General features: G+C 38.6%; 19 protein-coding genes. 9 read left to right on the top strand and 10 right to left on the bottom strand.

The window, feature by feature from the left end:
* Positions 1-11 precede the first annotated feature (11 nt).
* Together AAW12_RS24850 and AAW12_RS24855 are read left to right on the top strand one after the other, a co-directional pair.
* The gene (locus AAW12_RS24850; protein WP_046676276.1) at positions 12-1142 is read left to right on the top strand and encodes a cytochrome-c peroxidase; all 1131 of its coding nucleotides are present in this window, start codon (positions 12-14) and stop codon (positions 1140-1142) included.
* Between the two features lie 453 nt (positions 1143-1595).
* Entirely contained in the window at positions 1596-2069 is a 474-nt protein-coding gene (locus tag AAW12_RS24855; RefSeq protein ID WP_053003996.1) for a hypothetical protein, read from the top strand.
* A 39-nt stretch (positions 2070-2108) separates the two neighbouring features.
* Here the strand turns inward: AAW12_RS24855 and AAW12_RS26130 are convergent, their stop codons facing one another.
* Positions 2109-2387, bottom strand: coding sequence for a macro domain-containing protein (locus AAW12_RS26130; protein ID WP_084823322.1), 279 nt, complete (start codon positions 2385-2387; stop codon positions 2109-2111).
* Between the two features lie 274 nt (positions 2388-2661).
* Between AAW12_RS26130 and AAW12_RS24860 the strand changes: the two genes are divergently transcribed.
* Entirely contained in the window at positions 2662-3048 is a 387-nt protein-coding gene (locus AAW12_RS24860) for a DoxX family protein (protein WP_231585351.1), read from the top strand.
* 74 nt (positions 3049-3122) lie between these two features.
* Here the strand turns inward: AAW12_RS24860 and AAW12_RS24865 are convergent, their stop codons facing one another.
* Positions 3123-4064 carry a metallophosphoesterase gene (locus tag AAW12_RS24865; RefSeq protein ID WP_231585352.1) on the bottom strand — a complete coding sequence of 314 codons (942 nt, stop codon included), beginning with the start codon at positions 4062-4064 and terminating at the stop codon, positions 3123-3125.
* Between the two features lie 585 nt (positions 4065-4649).
* Here AAW12_RS24865 and AAW12_RS24870 point away from each other — a divergent pair.
* Positions 4650-5003, top strand: coding sequence for a winged helix-turn-helix transcriptional regulator (locus tag AAW12_RS24870; RefSeq protein WP_046676278.1), 354 nt, complete (start codon positions 4650-4652; stop codon positions 5001-5003).
* 80 nt (positions 5004-5083) lie between these two features.
* On the opposite strand, the gene AAW12_RS24875 is transcribed toward AAW12_RS24870, so the two are convergent.
* A complete protein-coding gene (locus AAW12_RS24875) occupies positions 5084-6274 on the bottom strand; it encodes a hypothetical protein (protein WP_156167772.1) in 1191 nt (396 codons plus the stop codon).
* Positions 6275-6495: 221 nt separating this feature from the next.
* On the opposite strand from AAW12_RS24875, the gene AAW12_RS24880 reads away from it, so the two are divergent.
* Together AAW12_RS24880 and AAW12_RS24885 are read left to right on the top strand one after the other, a co-directional pair.
* A complete protein-coding gene (locus AAW12_RS24880; RefSeq protein ID WP_053003998.1) occupies positions 6496-6807 on the top strand; it encodes a hypothetical protein in 312 nt (103 codons plus the stop codon).
* A 51-nt stretch (positions 6808-6858) separates the two neighbouring features.
* Entirely contained in the window at positions 6859-7383 is a 525-nt protein-coding gene (locus AAW12_RS24885; protein ID WP_053003999.1) for a CinA family protein, read from the top strand.
* Between the two features lie 120 nt (positions 7384-7503).
* Here the strand turns inward: AAW12_RS24885 and AAW12_RS24890 are convergent, their stop codons facing one another.
* Entirely contained in the window at positions 7504-8685 is a 1182-nt protein-coding gene (locus AAW12_RS24890) for a glycosyltransferase (RefSeq protein ID WP_046676280.1), read from the bottom strand.
* A gap of 459 nt (positions 8686-9144) precedes the next feature.
* Between AAW12_RS24890 and xth the strand changes: the two genes are divergently transcribed.
* Together xth and AAW12_RS24900 are read left to right on the top strand one after the other, a co-directional pair.
* The gene (gene xth / locus AAW12_RS24895; protein ID WP_046676281.1) at positions 9145-9930 is read left to right on the top strand and encodes an exodeoxyribonuclease III; all 786 of its coding nucleotides are present in this window, start codon (positions 9145-9147) and stop codon (positions 9928-9930) included.
* Positions 9923-10393, top strand: a complete 471-nt coding sequence (locus tag AAW12_RS24900) for an NUDIX domain-containing protein (protein WP_046676282.1) — start codon at positions 9923-9925, stop codon at positions 10391-10393. The genes xth and AAW12_RS24900 overlap by 8 nt, the downstream gene beginning before the upstream one ends.
* A gap of 30 nt (positions 10394-10423) precedes the next feature.
* Here AAW12_RS24900 and AAW12_RS24905 read toward each other — a convergent pair whose 3' ends face one another.
* The 6 genes from AAW12_RS24905 to AAW12_RS24930 form a co-directional block, all read right to left on the bottom strand.
* Entirely contained in the window at positions 10424-10834 is a 411-nt protein-coding gene (locus tag AAW12_RS24905) for a DUF6157 family protein (RefSeq protein WP_046676480.1), read from the bottom strand.
* 124 nt (positions 10835-10958) lie between these two features.
* The gene (locus tag AAW12_RS24910; protein ID WP_046676283.1) at positions 10959-11429 is read right to left on the bottom strand and encodes a hypothetical protein; all 471 of its coding nucleotides are present in this window, start codon (positions 11427-11429) and stop codon (positions 10959-10961) included.
* A gap of 95 nt (positions 11430-11524) precedes the next feature.
* Entirely contained in the window at positions 11525-12019 is a 495-nt protein-coding gene (locus AAW12_RS24915; protein ID WP_046676284.1) for an RNA polymerase sigma factor, read from the bottom strand.
* 319 nt (positions 12020-12338) lie between these two features.
* On the bottom strand, positions 12339-12737 hold the full coding sequence (locus AAW12_RS24920) for a response regulator (protein ID WP_046676285.1): 399 nt from the start codon (positions 12735-12737) through the stop codon (positions 12339-12341).
* Between the two features lie 56 nt (positions 12738-12793).
* Positions 12794-13279 (bottom strand): adenylyltransferase/cytidyltransferase family protein, encoded by a 486-nt coding sequence (locus AAW12_RS24925; protein ID WP_046676286.1) that lies wholly within the window; start codon positions 13277-13279, stop codon positions 12794-12796.
* Positions 13280-13294: 15 nt separating this feature from the next.
* A complete protein-coding gene (locus tag AAW12_RS24930; RefSeq protein WP_046676287.1) occupies positions 13295-13777 on the bottom strand; it encodes an adenylyltransferase/cytidyltransferase family protein in 483 nt (160 codons plus the stop codon).
* 196 nt (positions 13778-13973) lie between these two features.
* On the opposite strand from AAW12_RS24930, the gene treY reads away from it, so the two are divergent.
* A complete protein-coding gene (gene treY, locus AAW12_RS24935; protein ID WP_046676481.1) occupies positions 13974-18179 on the top strand; it encodes a malto-oligosyltrehalose synthase in 4206 nt (1401 codons plus the stop codon).
* Positions 18180-18183 lie beyond the last annotated feature (4 nt).

Consider the following 18183-nt stretch of genomic DNA (forward strand, 5'->3'; position numbering starts at 1 on the left):
ATTAAGAGAGAATGAAAAAGCAGTTTTGTGTATTGGCCACTATTGTTGGTTTTGTGGGTTTGCTTTCTATGAAAGATCAACAGCAAGCCTTTGATGATGAGATACAGCTTTATTATCGACGGCCGGTGAGCGAATGGCCAAAACCAACAATTGATGTCGGGGCTCATTGGAATGAATTTAAGTCTCTACCCAAGATCGATACCGGTTATTTTTCTTTAATGGAAAAGCCTGATGTGAAGTTGGGGAAATATCTTTTTTTTGACCCCATTCTATCGGGAAGCAATCAAATATCCTGTAGTAGCTGCCACAACCCCCAGACTTCCTGGGCTGACAAGCTTACCGTACCAGTTGGTAATGATCATCTTGAAGGCACGCGTAATACGCCATCTTTGCTCAATGTGTATGCACGCAAGGAATTGTTTTGGGACGGTCGTGCTGGTTCATTGGAGGAACAAGCGTTGGGTCCTATTGAAGCTCATCATGAAATGGATATGGAATTGACAAAACTGATTCCCAAGCTAAAGGCCATCCCCGGATACAACAAATTGTTTGCGGATGCTTTTGGGGAAGCCGATTATTCGATGCTGGAGGTACTGAAAGCCTTAAGTGCTTTTCAACGGACATTAACAAGTAGAAGAAGCCGTTTTGACGAGTTTTTAGATGGCAATTATAAAGTGTTGTCTGATCAGGAAGTTCGCGGTCTTCATTTATTTCGCACCAAAGCGCGCTGTATGAATTGTCATAATGGTCAATTTTTTACCGATGATCTGTATCACAATATTGGTCTCACCTATTACAAACGGAAATATCAGGACCTGGGACGATACGAGATTACAAAGGATCCTGCTGATGTAGGACGTTTCCGTACACCATCCCTACGTGACGTGATGAATACCGATCCGTGGATGCACAACGGATTGTTTTGGAATATGACCGGTCTATTGAATATGTACAATAGTGGTATGCAGATGAATTCCGCTACTGCTGAACAGAAAGCAAAAGATCCACTTTATCCTGTAACTGATCCATTGATGCAACCCCTAAATCTGACAAAAGATGAAATAAAAGATATTGAGGCCTTTTTGCATGCCATCACAGGGACTTCTTATCGTATGCGCCGTCCCGAAAGTTTACCGAGATAGATGACAGCCGAACAATCGTGAAGCTGTGTTTGCATACTGTTCGACATGCTATATTGAGAGTGGGGCAACTTCAGGATAGCTTCTTACAAAAAAAGGTTATCCAGCTATTGGATAACCAATGTTTTAAACAGATACTGGTAGGGTGTTTATTTTTCCAAATATCGTGAATTCTAGTGATTTACAAAGAAATTTTAAAAAGATGGACGTTTCTCTTTCTTTTAAATACGGCCAAGAGGTTGATATATGGTTACACTTTTCTTACTTCTCCTGTAAAAAAATAACCTGTATAGCCCATTTTATTCCGACTAATTTGTATCTTAATAAGCTGTATAGCCATCCGCAATTTCTTGTTTTAAGGCCTTAAATTGGGTTGTTAACTTGTTGGTCGTATTGGCTTAGAATCGCTATCAAAGGAATATTGCGACAGTTTTAAAAATAAGGAGAAAATACGAAATGAAAAAAATTATCGTCATTGCTATGTACTGTGTTGTGTTGTTTATGTCGTGTAACAATGGCGGTGGAGATAGGGAAAATGATGAGGTTGCTGAGGTTGCTCATAGCGGAATAGCCTCGGTCGTAAAATCATACTTTCTCTACCATGAAATAAAAAATGTAGACTATGCGATCTATATCAATGATGTATTGGCAGGACAATCTCACGAAAATGATGGTATTCCGGGGCCCTATAAGCTGAATCCGTATATAACTTCATCGGGCAAGCAATTTGTAAAAATGATCATATCTGCCAACAGTCGAGAAAAAGAGATTACCCCAGAAATATTAAGAGAAATAGGTAAGAACGCAGGTATATATTTACTTCTAAATAAAGATTTTGAACATATTAGGGAACTCAAAAAACTGCAATTTCCACACATTGATAAGCCTGTTCCTTCCTATGAATATAGATGGGAATTTGAAGCGGAGTAGTCTTAGTTTTATGCTAGGTTTATACTACTATTTGATTGATCAGTAGAAAGGTATCATCGTCAAACATACTATTTTGATCTGCTTAAGTGTTGTATCGGCCATCAGAAACGGTGTAATGACACCATTCCACACTGGTCCAACTGTATGAATTACATATTTAGCGGCTAGCTTGCCTGCAGTTGTGATGACGGCTTCACCTACCTTGCAGCCTCCTTGTTTAGCCACAATGTTACGGCATCCTTCCAGAATTTCCGGCCCACCGCAGCGATGAATAGTAACTACGGTTATTTTGTTGTTACTATGTGACGTCGGATTGATCTTAACTCAAATAAATGAAAAAATAATTAGCAGGTTTAATTGGGGTATCGCAGGATAGCCGTTGTATTCAATGCCTCGCTTTAAAAAAGTGAAAATAATATTGCGTAGTTACATAACTACATTTATATTTGTAGTCAAATAGCTACACAATAAAGGACGGTCAGTAAAAGAGCTGCTTTATCTTGGGTGGCAAGGATAATACCGGGTGTTGAAGATAGGAGAGGTGGCTAGGAATGTAAAGTAATTAACAGGATAATAAGTAAATCAATGCATTATGAAAAGAAATCGGATAATTTATTGGATAGCGACCATATGGTTGGCTGTAGGGTTATTGTCAACTGCTATCATACAGATTTTTAAAATTCAAACGGAAGGAGCAGGTGGGATACAAAATATAGACCATTTGGGATATCCGAGTTATATACTTCCTTTACTAGGAATCTGGAAACTATTAGCTGTGGTTGCCTTGCTTTGGCCTAAAAGACCACTTTGGAAAGAATGGGCATATGCGGGTATTTTCTTTACGGCTACTGGTGCCTTGTATTCGCATATTGCATCGGGAGATTCCTTCGCTTTAATGGCTCCGGCACTATTATACATTATTCTAATTGCTACTTCTTGGTATTTCAGGCCGTCTGATAGGAAATTCGATTTCAAATAGTGGTGAAATCTGTAATGAATTTAAAGAGTTACCCGAAAATATGTACTGGGTTAAAAATCCATCAGGGACAGTATTTAACCTTTACTCTTCAGGTGAAATATGGTGATCTCCGGTAGTATCCCAACTCGGCTTGGATAATCTAGATAACCGAAGCCAACATTTACGTACAGTGCCTGATGCTTTTCACGGTACAGGCCTGCCCATTCGCGGTAAGCATATTTGACCGGACTCCACTGATAATTCGGGTTGTTATAGCCGAATTGTCCCCCATGCGTGTGCCCGCTGAAAGTGACGTCGATTGTGGGATATTTGGGTAGGATCTCTGCTCGCCAATGGGAGGGATCGTGTGAAAGCATCAAATTGATAGGCGAGGATTTATCTACTTTAGACATGGCCAGATCGATATTCCCATAATTTTGTGGATTATTTGCGCCCCAATTTTCGACGCCTATAATCGTAATCTTTTCGTTATTCAGTACGAGTTCTTTCGATTCATTGAGAAGTAATTGCCAGCCCAATCGTTGATGAATGGATTTGAGATTTGAAAGGTTTTGTTCTTTAGTCAAATGCTTCTGATCAAAGAAATGATATCGGTTAAAATGATAATCTCCATAATCATGATTCCCAAGTATAGAGAATGTACCTAATGGAGCCTTCACTTTATCAAATATGGATAAATAATCTTCCATTTCAGCAGCAAAATCATTGATTAGGTCCCCTGTAAAAAAGATGATGTCAGGGTTCTGTGCTAACAAAAGGTCAATCCCTCTTTTTACAGCAGTTGAATTAAATAGACTACCTGCATGTATATCGGAAATTTGGGCTATAGTAATTCCTTCAAATGATTTCGGTAAATTAGGTAAAATTAAATCGAGGTGGTTGACCTGGTACTTATACAAATCGAAGACAAATCCACGTGTAAGTGCAACGATGGGGACACTGGCTAACAGGAGACCACTTTTGACTATAAAGTCTGATCTTTTTATGGAGGGTAAATTTCCAATTTGTTTCGGCAACGATTTAGTTTCTTTTATTCGTTTGTTTATTACGTTGAAAATATGCACAACCGCATCAATACCAATAAAAAAAAGACAGATTATCTTACCCAATAGCAACGAAACTGGAAAAAATACTAAACAGGCAGATTCAAAACTAGTCCATCTAAAAAATAAATTAAGAAATATGGATAGATAGGAAAGTATACTGATAGACCACCAGACTATGTTTAGTAGCTTTCGATTGGATTTCCAAGTTGATAATGTCTGTATTCTTAAAAATATTAGAAGATCTAAAAAAATGAATAGCATTAAAATTTTTAGATAGGCATAGAATTGTTGGATCATATTCGAAGTCTAAAATTTGAATCTGGCATATTTGGAATGAATAATTGGATTACCAAATCTAAAATAGCTGTTTTTCTCCATAATCATAATTTCAGTTTTAAATTATTTGCAAAGCTGATGACTATTAGCTTTGGAGCTATAACCTCCTTTCGCTTTGTGTCATATTATTTACGATTGTGGTGCCACAGATGTACAATAGAAGTCTTAAATTTGTCCCTATTTGCAGTAGATTGTATGCTATTAAAGAGATTTTAAATTATGGGAAAACGAAAAGAAAATTCGACCAATAGGATTAATGAACAGTATATTATTGAATGTGATTTAGCGTACGCTGTATGTAAGATCGGTGGCCGATGGAAGCTGTTGATACTTGCTAAATTACAGCATGGCAAGCTGCGATTTGGTGAGATTAAACAATTGATTACAGGGATTACAGATCGCATGCTCACTTTGCAGCTCAAAGAGCTGGAAAAACAAGGACTAGTTAAAAGGATTGCTTACGCGGAAGTGCCCCCTCGAGTGGAATATCAATTGACTGAAATTGCGGCAGAACTTATCCCTATTTGGTGTCAGTTGGAAAAATGGGGCGCCAAGCATAAAATGATAACATAAAGACGGCTTTGTTTTCAGCACTGATTTTTTATCGATATCTAATTCAAAAAAGTTTAGTATAGCCACAATGGAAATTTACACTAGGATGGTCTCTGAAAGATTTTTATTTCAGAGAACCGGCCTTGCTTTAGGTCCCACTTATATTCGAATGCAATGGAATAACCTAAAGATCTAATTTTCCAAACTTGGTCTTTTTCATGTCCAACGATATAGTGTAAAAACCCTGACATCGCATTTTTTCCAATTTCTTCAACATCTTGATTAAAGGGGATAATGCCGTTTGAAAATGAAAATAGTTGCTGTGCAACTTCATCGGGTTGCAAAATATGGTTTTTTAAGGTTTTTGTCAATTGTATATTTTCATCAGAAGATAAGTGCAATTCTTGCCAGTTCGTATCCAAATCGCTTGCTTTTTCCAGAGCCTTGAGTATTTCATTTTGAACTTTTATGAAGCGGGGCTGATTTTTTAGGTAAAATGTACCTAATCGCTTATCAATAGTATCTAGCCATTCTTGAGGGCTGAGTTGTTGTATCCAAGTTGATGAATAGCTGTTCCAGCGTATTTCATCCATTGCCTGATAGAGTTTCTCTAATTCATTGGCTGGTTTCTGAATCACGAACGGGATCCCAAGTCGTAAATATTCCACTTTATTGGGTAGCGTATATTCCGAATTTTGGATAACCATCGTTTGTAGATTAAGGTTGAACTTAAGCATATAAAGCCTATTTACTAGCCAAATTTGCCAAACATCCTCCTTTAATTGTTTAGCGAAGACTTGATTTCCAAAGGCATAAGCTATTGTAGATTCGTTTGTTCCTATGTTCGATTGTTGGTAAATCATAGGTTGTATAATTCCGCTGATAAGTCGCGCTATTTCGATAGGTCGATAACACTGTAGCAAGGTTACTGTCGTGAATTGTGGGGTTTCCAACATTTTTGACAGTTCCTCAGGAGGCTTGCTATCAAAAATAAATGCATTAAGTGCTGTTGGTGGAGCCTGTATTCTTTCAAAATATTTTTTGCGCAATCGTGTTAAGCCAGTATGTTCTTTATGAGCATATGCAACGATCGGGTTAAATAATGCATTTTGCTGTTCGGTCGTTAAGGTCGAATCCGTTATTTTACTTCCTATTTCAGTAATAAACTTCAAAAATTCCTTTTGCGTCTTTTCCTTTTGATTCCTCAGTTGGCGATCAAAACTCTGGCCTGTACAAGTGAGCACCATTAATACGAAAAGAACAGTTGACAGCGCTATTTTTGAATATATCATGTGCTGATAGATTTTATCTCAATGTTAGTGTGCAAAGATCGTCCTTTTACTTAACATGCATATCATCTAAAATGTTTATGCTTACTTAAAGTTCGCTTAGATAACGAAAGAATATTAATTTATTACAAACGATCTTTAGCTAGAAGCTGTTTGGTTTTTAGAGAGATTTGGATTGGGCAATTCCAATCCATTCGTACCGGGTCAGGGAAATTTAAACCATTATGGACAATAAAAATAAGGAACAAATGACGACAGCATATTTGCAAATTGTATTAAAAATGAATTCTTCCAATAGGGGGGAATTGACAAGTACATATAATAAGTTCAAAGATTTATTTCGAGAACAAATAAAAGGAGCGAAAACACAAGAGTTGCTCTTCAGCGATGAGGATATACAGCTCTTATATGGCTTTGATACTTATGAAGATGCTGAGGCCTTTTTGTCAACAGAATTATACAATAATATCATCCTCGTTGCACTAAAGCCACTAATAAGCAATAATCCTGAGATTAAAATATACCATGTGGCATAAAGATAGCGTAGGCAATGCCTTCATATGTAAATGACCTTATATTAATATATAATGAAAATAGAGTTTCCAGAATTGTTACTGCGCGAAGTCGCTCAAAATCTCAAAGATGCTAAAGATGGTATTGCCGTTGCTGAAAGTGTGACAGCGGGATTGTTGCAGTTAGCCTGTTCACAGATGGAGGGAGCAATGGAAGTTTTCGCTGGGGGAGTGACCACCTATACGATTAATGCTAAGATAAAAATACTAAAGGTGGATGCAAAGGAAGCCGAAAGATGCGACTGCGTATCTCCGAAAATTACCGAAGAAATGGCACTTGCAGTAAGCAACCTGTTTGGTACAACATGGGCTATTGCCACAACGGGATATGCAACAGCCGTGCCCGAATCAGCTGGTAAATTGTTCGCTTATATTTCAATTGCTGAAAAGGACAAGATTATATCTACCGAAAAAATCGAACTTCAATCGAGCCTCAAAATGGAAGAAGCGCAGGCCATTTATACCATAAAGGCATTCGAAACTTTAAATAGGCTATTACGACTAAATAGGGAGAGTAAAAAGTCAAGCCAATCCGTTTGAGAATTGATTATCCGAAAGGCTGTTGAATTGGATGGGATGTACATAAAATAGTAAAAAGGAAGGGCTGTCCATGTTAATCACTGCCCTGAAAAGTTAGACTCCTCGGACAGCCCTTTAACTTTAAGCTTCTCTTTTCAAATCAAAAGAGAGGTATTTTTCATAATCAATTAAAGATCTTACCGGTGTTGTTACTCCATTTAGAAGTTCGATATACATTTTTGCTACGTTTTTCCATACAGTTTGTTCTCCGTAGCTGCGTGCTTTGAATCGATGCCAAGCGAGTAGTCGATGGGAGGTATACAATAATTTGATGTTGCCACGCATGGATTCTATGTCGTTAAACGGGGTGAGAATGCCACGATCATCTTTCAATAGATCTTTGGCATGCCAGTAAGGAGTGGAGATAACTGCAGCTCCCGCGCCTACTGCAAAAGATAAGGTTCCACTGCTTATTTGTTGTTCGTGAGGGTATGGGGATAAGTATATATCGCATGCTGTCAGATACTCTTTAAGTTCTTCATCCGTTAAGAATTTATCAATAAAAACAACTTTATCCTGTAAACCTAGTTGATTAACTAAATTTTGAAGTTCGAATCGGTAAGATTCACCTTCATGGGCAAGCACATTGGGGTGTGTTTTTCCAACAATCAAGTATTTGAATCCAGGAAGATCGATACCCGACAGGGATTTTATGGCATATTCAAGCCCTTTACTTCTTCCGATTAAACCAAAAGTCATCATCACAAAGTTTTGCTGTAAATTCAACCTGTACTTGGCTAACCCCTGATTATAGTCAAACTGCGGCACGCCATGCGGTATAACTTTAATTTTATCCGTAAGAGCCGAATCAAATTGCTCCTTTAACAATTCTACTCCCTTTGGCGATAGGCTGACAACCACCTGAGATTTTTCCAGAAGTAATTCCATAATTTCTTTCTGCTGCAATGAAGGGGTTTGCAGAATAGTATGAAATACGGTTAATAATGGTATAGTAAGATTGTTGGCGATTTGTGTGATGAAAATACCGTCGGCACCACCAAATATTCCAAATTCATGTTGCACAATACAATAATCATATTCCTCATTGATGATACGAGCTGCTTGATGATAACTATCAAGTCGATCCCGAAAGATGACAAAGCGTACAGATTCATTAAAATCCTCTAACCCCTGTTTAGATAAAGCGATGATGTCAATTTGTACAGTAGGATCGAATTCCATACCTTGTTTAAGGTCTTTCGTAAAAGTTGCTAACCCACATTCTTGAGGCGGACAAGTACTGATGATTGCTATTTTTTTCATATGATTTAACCCTCCTTTACTGTATTTTGTACTTCTTCAACTGGAAGATCCAAAATGGCCATTAGCAATAAATAGTAGCCTTTTTCCAAACCTATTTTTTTTGCTTTCTTTTCAATATTTTCCATATCCGTACGCTATTTGAGTGTAAATTCTTTTGATGTAATTGAAACAAAATTTATACCTAAAGGATGTTTATGAAGCTTTAACCGTAGTTTTTGAATAGAAATAGCGTAGGGTAGCTAAGGAACTTCCGAAAAATACAGGTTAAATACGTATTTATAGCGTTGGAGAAATGAATTTATCGTCGTATCACTTAAATAGTCATTTAATCCCATACGAATTTCATAAATAAGTGCTGTTTTGCTAAAGATGTTCAATTTTCCTCGCTTAAATTTTTCTTAGCAGTTTCAAACAATAAAGAGGTTCCTTTGGTTGTTTATTTAAGTTAAAAATGAGTTCATGAAAATAGCCACCTATAATATTAATGGTATCAATGCGCGTCTACCGGTCTTGCTTCGCTGGTTGGCCGAAGAATCGCCTGATGTTGTATGCCTCCAGGAGTTGAAATCTCCGCAGGAACGTTTTCCACTGAAAGAAATTAATGCCATCGGGTATCATGCCGTTTGGCACGGTCAAAAAAGCTGGAATGGGGTTGCGGTTCTTTCCAAATATGAGATCGAAGAAGTCTCTAGAGCGCTTCCAGGTGATACCGAAGATGTTCAAAGCCGTTATTTGGAGGTTATGATCCAGCAAGTCGCGATTTGCTGTCTTTATCTGCCCAATGGGAACCCATTTCCCGGGCCCAAATTTGAGTATAAATTGAAGTGGATTGAGCGCTTAGCTAAGCGGGCCAAAACGTTGCTTAGCATAGATATTCCAGCGATACTCATCGGCGATTTTAACATTATTCCAACCGAAATGGATACCTATAAACCTGAGAAATATGTCAATGATGCATTGTTCAGAAAGGAGGTTAAAGAGGCTTTCAGTCAACTTCTTGAAGCGGGCTGGCAGGATGCGATTCGTCAGCTTTTTCCGGATCAGCAGGTGTATACGTTCTGGGATTACTTTCGTCAGGCTTATAGTCGAAATGCCGGTTTGCGTATAGATCATATCCTATTAAGCCCTTCAATTCAGAATCGTTTGATTGAAGGCGGTATTGATCGCCATGTTCGCGGCTGGGAGAAAAGCAGCGATCATGCCCCTACATGGATTAGATTACGGAATAGCAGCAACAATGGCTAAAAAGATAAATACCAGTGCTGGATTGTTATTGTATAAATTTGAGGCGCTAGAAATTTATTTTTTCTTAGTACATCCTGGTGGTCCCTATTTTACGAAAAAAGATGAAGGCTCTTGGACAATCCCTAAGGGAGAAATCGATTTGTATGAAGATGAACTTGAAGCGGCCAAAAGAGAATTTATTGAAGAGACAGGCTATCTTCCCAGCGGAAATTTTATTGCGCTCCATGCTATTCAACAGAAAGGAGGAAAAATAGTTAAGTGCTGGGCAATTGAAGGAGATATAGATCCTGCTGATCTGATAAGCAATACCTTTGAAATGGAATGGCCGCCGAAATCCGGAAAAATGCAAACTTATCCAGAAGTAGATCGCGGAGGTTGGTTTACATTTGCGGAAGCTAGGAAGAAAATAAACGAACGGCAGATTTCTTTTTTGGAGCAAGTGATTGCTCATGAGAAATGTTAATTTTTTCAACACCATTTTATTGTGCAAGTGCTACCTAGTAGACCTCATTGCTTTAACTTTCGCTGTATTATCATCCGCTACAAACTTCTGATAAATTGCTGTTTCCATTCCATATAGAGCGATCTTGCCTTCACTATTACTATGAATCCCATAGCCATATATCTTCGTAAGTGGAGAGGCTCGCAGGCAAGCTTGGCCTCTAGAGAAAAAAACTGCTCTCGCTTCGGGATACTCGTCTGGACTGAGCCCTTTTCTTTCCGCATACACCTGGAAAATAATATCGTCAGATGTATACTGATAAGGTGCAGAGGCGATTAATTCATATTGTCGTTCAGCAACGGTTTTATTGCTTTTTGATGGTGGAATAGTACCTTTAACTACTTTGGTATCTGCAGCAGCTTCAATCAATGTGTTAAAATAATTGGTCGAATAGGTTTTCATAATTTTCATTTTTCTTTAATCGAATGGAGTCGCAAGGATAACAACAAAAATAATAGGATATCTTACGATTTGAAAGTGAATCGCAAAATATCCTATGATTTATTGATTATTATGCTCGTATGTTCTAGAGCGCAGCTTTAATAGCGGCTAAACAATCCGATTGGTATTTCATGATGTTATCTTTATCCGAAGCAGATATTTTTCCATCAGCAAGACTTTTTTCGATCTCATTTTTAATATCCAACAGTGATTTCTCTTTATCCAACGCTTGATCTGCAGACTCTGCATTGATGCGGTCCACCCAAGTCTTACCTAATTTTGTATAAAGCTCCTTGGCTTTATCATTAGAAAGGACGGGGGCTGTCACTGAAGCAATGGCTGCATTAGCCGCCGCTTTATCGGAATAAACAACAGCTTCTGCATCTTTCGTCGCAGCATCTTCGGAAGTTTTCATTGCCTCTTCATTGGCGTCGGCTGCTTTTTCCTCCGCATGCTCCATCTTCTCAGCCGCCTTTTCCTGCGGTGTTTGATTATTACACGAAACTAAAATCGCTGCGGTAGCTAGTGAAGCAAGTAATGTTTTGTTTGAAATCATAATATTTATTTATTTAGTGATAATATTTAAATAACAAGATTTATTTGTAAATAGTTTTAATTTTTATTTTTTTATAGTTTAATATATCCCCTATATTAATGATATATTGCTAACTGCTTTTGCATGGTCTTTCGAATAAAATGAATGCGTGTTTTAATAGTACCTTCAGGCATCTGCATATATTCAGCGATTTCATGATATTTATAACCTTCTAGAAACATGTTGAAAATTTCATAATTATCTTCGGAAAGCTGACGCAATGCTTTTTGGATATCATCCTGGATAAATTTGCTGCTGCTTAAATTTGTTGAAACAGAATCCGCACTGGCTAAAGCTGCATACTCATGGTGATAGTTCTCGGTACGTTTTGTTTTTCTGTAATGGTTAATATAAATGTTGCGCATAATCACATACAACCATGAGCCCACCTTAGGATTATGTATAAGCTTTTCGATGGATTTTAATGCATTAACCATGGTGTCCTGTATAAGATCATTTTTAATCTCCGGATCTGAAGTAAATTGCGAAGCGAAATTTTTGAGTAGGCTTCTTTTTTCTTTAAAAAATGAGTTTATCTCGATGTGCTGCATGTTGTTATTTTCTAAATGTTACGGCTATCATAGAACAACAACAGTGCAGATTTTAGTCAAAATGCTGCGTGTTGGAACGCTGAGACGATCTTTAGGTAAATATTACGGAAGATGTAATTTATACTCAACATTGGTTATGATTGCTCATTATCAGTATGTTATATTCACTGTGTGAGTCGCACCCACATAATCAGCTAAGGATTTAAAACCGTATTAAATTTTTGCGATTGGAATTTTCTCGGTAATGCCCCAAAGTACACGTTATTTATACGTTTATCTCAGGTAGTTTCATTAAAAAACGAAGCCATCACTTGTTATACTAATGTGCGTTCATGAAGGGAGAGCGTACTGTTAGATTCCTAATCTGTGTAAAAAGCTGGAGAATCTCTATGTTTGGGGCTACATAGGCATCAACAAACCGTTGACATCGCTTCGCTTCTTTTAGCTGAGTTTGATCCACAAGAACAATAACGATCAGGTTTGGATAGCGATTATTTAGAAGCGAAAAGAAAAGGGCGGTATCTTTAAATACCAAATGATAATCGAGCAGCAGCAATTCAGGCTTTTCATGAATGAGAGAATTGCTGCTAATAGATTCAAGAGATGCTGCTTCCAGGACAACCCTTGCGGGACTTTGTATATGTTCAGAAAAAAGGATGCGATAGGCGAACAACTGCTTTCTCAAACTCGTAATAATACCGATATTGATTTTTTCCATAACGAACGATATTGTTGTTGTTTACAAGCCTGCAGTATCTATAATTCATTGCTCCTTTATTGGGGTGTAGTTGAAATAATATTTGCGGAATGGCATTTTAAACTTGCACCAAAACTCCTTTCCGCCTTCTCAATTTCTTTTTCACTCACAATTTTTCGAAGCGACTGACTTGAAAATCGGTTTTTGTTCTTGGTATAACAAATTTCAATTCCCTCTGAAATACAATAATCTCTGCCTGAAAAATCAACCATCTTATAGTCTTCACCTATAAAGAATTTGTGGACAGGTAGTGACTGAAGCATATCTGTAATGTCGTGATCCGATTCAAAAGGGATGATTTCATCAACAAACTGACAGCCTTCCAATTTGATGAATCTTTCGACCATGGTCTGAGCCGTGTCCTGGCCATCAGCTTCCTGTACATTTGAATCAGTTTTAAGTCCCACAATGAGATAATCACACTGACTCTTCGCTTCCTGTAGCGCAACGATATGGCCTACATGCAACATGTCAAATACGCCGAAAATAATACCTATAATCATATTTTTACTATTAGTTTATGCGTTTATGCGCTTTAACGCGTAATTAGCCCCATCGTTTATACTGACTACGGCGCCCTTACTAGTGTTTTCCTTCGATGCAATTATTCTTCGCAAAGACGAACTCGAGAACCTGTTTTCCCGTCTATTGAAATAAAGTCGTATCCCTTTTTCTTCGCAATACTGTCTGCCTGTAAAAGCCTTATCCATATATTCATCACCCAAAATGCGAACATGTATTTTGTATGAACGTAAAACATCTTCTAGGTCCTGCTCAGTAGCGTAAGGGATAATCATATCCACATGTTTACATGCCTTTAATTGCATATAGCGTTCAAATACCGATTGTGTCGGCTTGTTTTTTTCTGGACGATCCAGAGTTGGATCTGTCTGCAGACCGCAAATCAGAAAGTCGCACTGTTCTTTGGCATCTTCGAGCATCTTAATGTGACCTGCATGAAGCAGATCAAAAGCGGAAAACGTAATTCCTATTTTTTTCATATTATAATAATTTAAACTGCAATTATTGAAGAAGTACAGGTAGAACGCAGCTCAGAAAGATTCGTTTTAATTTTAAATTATTTTTTTGCCTTATTATTTTCAACACCCTTCCATCTCATTTCAACTTCCCTTTTTTGAAAAACGATTGAACTAAAATGGCTGGCTGGCGTTCTGAACTAAAATGAAATCCAGCGCTATGCAGACGAATAGAAATGTATCCATTAATAAGCCAAATACAACCTACAGAATTCAATTTCATAAAGCGTTTAACTTTGCTGATTTTAAAGCCATAATTCCTTACCTGCTTAATCTAGGTATAGATACGATTTATGCTGCACCTATTTTACAATCAACGCCGGGGAGTGTCCATGGCTATGACGGTGTTAATATGCATCAGATAAATCCAGAATTAGGCACACTCGACGAGCTCAGGGCTATTAAGAAACAATTAAGAGAATCCAATATCAAATGGATTCAGGATATCGTTCCAAATCACATGGCATTTCATCCAGCGAACGAATGGCTCATGGATTTGCTGGAATTTGGACAGTCATCAACATTTAGCCGTTTTTTTGATACCTGCTATAGTTCGAATTTATTTGAGCAGGGAAAATTAATGGTACCTGTATTAGCAAAGACTTTGGATGAAGCAATATCAGACAATGAAATTACAGTCGTTTCTTCCGATGATAGTCTTCGACTTTCTTATCTAGGAAATGTTTATCCAATTTCACCAGAATCCTATGGCTTTATATTGGGCGATTATTTACGGGACACACAAGCCGATTTTAGCGGCCTTTTGGTTCAGATAAATACCGCTCAAGCCAATGGAGATAACGAAGAGTGGAAGCAATTGCGTGTCCACCTCTTTAAAGATCTTTCGGATGATATACTTACGTCTATGCTACAACGCTTTAATGCTGACCCGGATCGTATTCTTGCATTGGTAACTAGTCAGAATTATGAGCTTTGTCCTTGGTGGCATACACATCAACGAATAAATTATAGACGTTTTTTTACGGTCAACGAACTAATTTGTTTAAATGTGCAGGACGAAGAAGTATTCAAGCAGTCTCATGAGCTAATCAAAACACTCGTTGACGAGGGGCTGATTGATGGACTCCGCATTGATCATATCGATGGACTTTATAATCCCACAGCCTACCTCTACAATTTGAGAAAATATATCGGTCCGAAAACGTATATCGTCGCTGAAAAGATACTGGAGAAAGGAGAGAAGCTCCCGCTCGAATGGCCCATACAGGGAACAACGGGCTATGATTTTTTATCAGTTTGTAATAATGTATGTTCCTGCCAGTCAGGAAAGAAAATATTGAATAACTATTATCGCAAAGTTACTGGCGAAAACTTATCAATTAAAAAAGATCAATATGCAAAAAAATGTAAGATTCTTACAGATCAGATGCAGGGAGAGGTCGACAATCTTGCCAAATCGTTAGCATCGCTTCTAGGTGTTGCTGACCAAGAGAAGCGGGATGCGCTAAAGGACATTTTAAAGTCCTTTATTGCACTTTTTCCGGTCTATCGGCTTTATGACGACTGCTTTCCATTGTCAATAACGAACTTCGAACTTGTGTCTTCACTTTTTGACAAGTTGATGAAGAACCCCGAGCTCGACCAAGAGCTGGTCGATCAATTCCGAAATCTGTTTCAGCAAGCGCAGGTAGCTTATCAATCGCCGAACCAAACTGCTTTGGTGGATTTCTTTCTCCGCTGCATGCAATTGACAGGGCCGGTAATGGCAAAAGGGGTGGAAGATACCTTGATGTACACCTACAACCGGTTTATTGGACATAATGAAGTGGGTGACCATCCACAGAATTTAGGGCTTAGTATCAAGCAATTTCACCGATTTATGCAGGATCGGCAAAAAGATTGGCGACTGTCAATCAACGCCAGTTCAACACACGACACCAAGCGGGGGGAGGATTCACGGAGCCGTCTTTTGGTCCTGACTGCTATGGCGCAAAAGTGGGTAAAACAACTGCGCATTTGGCAGGATGTGGTCTGGAATGAATATCGAAAGGACCTTCCGCACCCAAATGATGAATATTTCATCTACCAGTCTTTGGTCTCCTCTTATCCAATGGAGAAACAGGATGCGAAGGCAAATACAGCATCATTTGAAGAACGTTTTTTGGACTACTTGGTTAAATACCTTCGCGAAGGTAAAGAACGCTCAAGCTGGGAGAATCCAAATTTAGTTTATGAAGCTTCAGTTCGGGACTTCGCTTCTTTTTTGCTGGACAAAGACCGTCCTTTTTTTACGAGCTTTTATCAATTTATTGAGGCAGTCGCTGATTATGGGATATTGAATTCACTTATTCAGCAAATTTTAAAGTTTACTTGTCCTGGTATACCCGATATCTATCAGGGATCAGAACTTTGGAACTATAGCTTTGTTGATCCCGACAACCGACGACCTATAGCTTATGAATTAAGTAAAAGTCTCCTCGACACTATCGAAGAGACAGCCAAAGAAGAGCGAATTCCATTTTTATGGCGAAATAGATACGATGGAAGAATAAAACTTTGGTTGGTAAAGGAATTGGTGAAACTGAGAAAGGACGATCATACACTTGCACCGGATAGCAGCTATATTCCACTGAAGGTGACTGGTCGATATCGGAAACATATATTGGCTTTCGCACGTAGGTCAGGGGATGAGTGGTTAGTGGTGATTTTACCGCTACATCTTGCCGCTATTGGTAAAATCTCAAAATTTGTGCCCTGTTCATTTGATTGGTCCGATACAAAAGTTCAGCTCTTAACTCATCGTTCAGTGACTTGGCAGCATATTTTGATGGATAGCAGTGGCGAAGGCACAGAAGTTTCCATCAATGCTATTTTTAAGGATCTTCCCATGGCGATCTTAAAATATAAAGATTCCACTCAGAAAAGGAGTTCCGGTGTATTGTTGCATATAAGCTCATTACCGTCATCTTATGGGATCGGAGATCTCGGGAATGAAGCTCGCCGTTTTGTTAAACAGCTCCAACGTGGTGGCCAAAGCTGGTGGCAGATCCTCCCATTGGGGCCTACAGACTTAGCACAATGTTATTCGCCTTATAGCACCTTAAGCAGCAGGGCTGGAAATCCCTTACTCATCGATTTAAAGGAATTATTAAAATTTGGCTTGCTGAATAAGGATGAATTGAAGATCTTGAAAAAGAAGAGCTTGCAAACAATAGATTTCGCGGAAATAAACAGCTCAAAATATCGGCTCCTTGAAAAGGCATTCCATCGTCTTCCAGCGCAGCCTACGCATGAATTTTCCGAGTTTATAGATCGAGAATCTTCCTGGCTTGATGATTATGCACTCTTCAAAGTTTTGAAAAATAGACATGACGATCTTCCATGGTATCAATGGCCAGCGCTTTATAAGCTTCGCGATAGCGCAGCGCTGGAAGATTTCGCCACTCGATTTGCAGATGAATTGCAACAGGAAAAATGGTTTCAGTTCCTGTTTTTTAGGCAATGGAGTGCGTTAAGAAACTTTGCGCGTGATTATGGGATTAGGTTTATAGGCGATATCCCATTTTATGTTGCCTATGATTCTGCCGATGTATGGGTCAATCCGCAGTACTTTTCTTTAAAAGCAGACGGTACTATAAATCATGTTGCGGGGGTACCACCCGATTACTTCAACGCCGACGGCCAATTATGGGGGATGCCAACCTATAATTGGAGCTCACTTCAAAAAGATGGTTATCAATGGTGGGTGGAACGTTTGTCACACAACTGTACGCTGTTCGATACATTACGGCTTGACCATTTCCGAGCATTTTCTTCCTATTGGGAAGTGCCCCACGAAGAAACTTCCGCAAAAAATGGAAGCTGGGTTGTAGGGCCAGGGTCGGATTTTTTTGATCATGTGAAAACTACGTTGGATCATATGCCTTTTATCGCCGAAGATCTTGGTGACATAGACGCTAAGGTATATCAGCTACGTAACGAATATAATTTTCCGGGAATGGCTGTATTACAATTTGCTTTTGGCAACGATATGCCCCATTCACCTCATATCCCGCATCAATATAACCGCAATACTGTCGCCTATACGGGCACCCACGACAATAATACTTCGCTGTCTTGGTTTAATCAAGATCTCGATGGAGCGGGCAAAGAAAGGATCAATAATTACTATGGGCAAATCGTTGAAAATACAAATCTAAATGATGTCCTCATACGTTCACTCTACGCATCCGTTGCAGACAGCGTCATTATCGCGATGCAAGATATCCTGAATCTTGATGGATCTTGCCGCATGAACCGTCCCGCTAGCACAGCTGGCAATTGGGTATGGCGTATGCAAAAAGGGGCATTTGCAGCAAACCACCAGGAGAAATTAGCTTACTACACGAAATTATACAACCGTTAAACAT

The organism is Sphingobacterium sp. Ag1 (genome assembly GCF_000988325.1).
Taxonomy (GTDB): domain Bacteria; phylum Bacteroidota; class Bacteroidia; order Sphingobacteriales; family Sphingobacteriaceae; genus Sphingobacterium.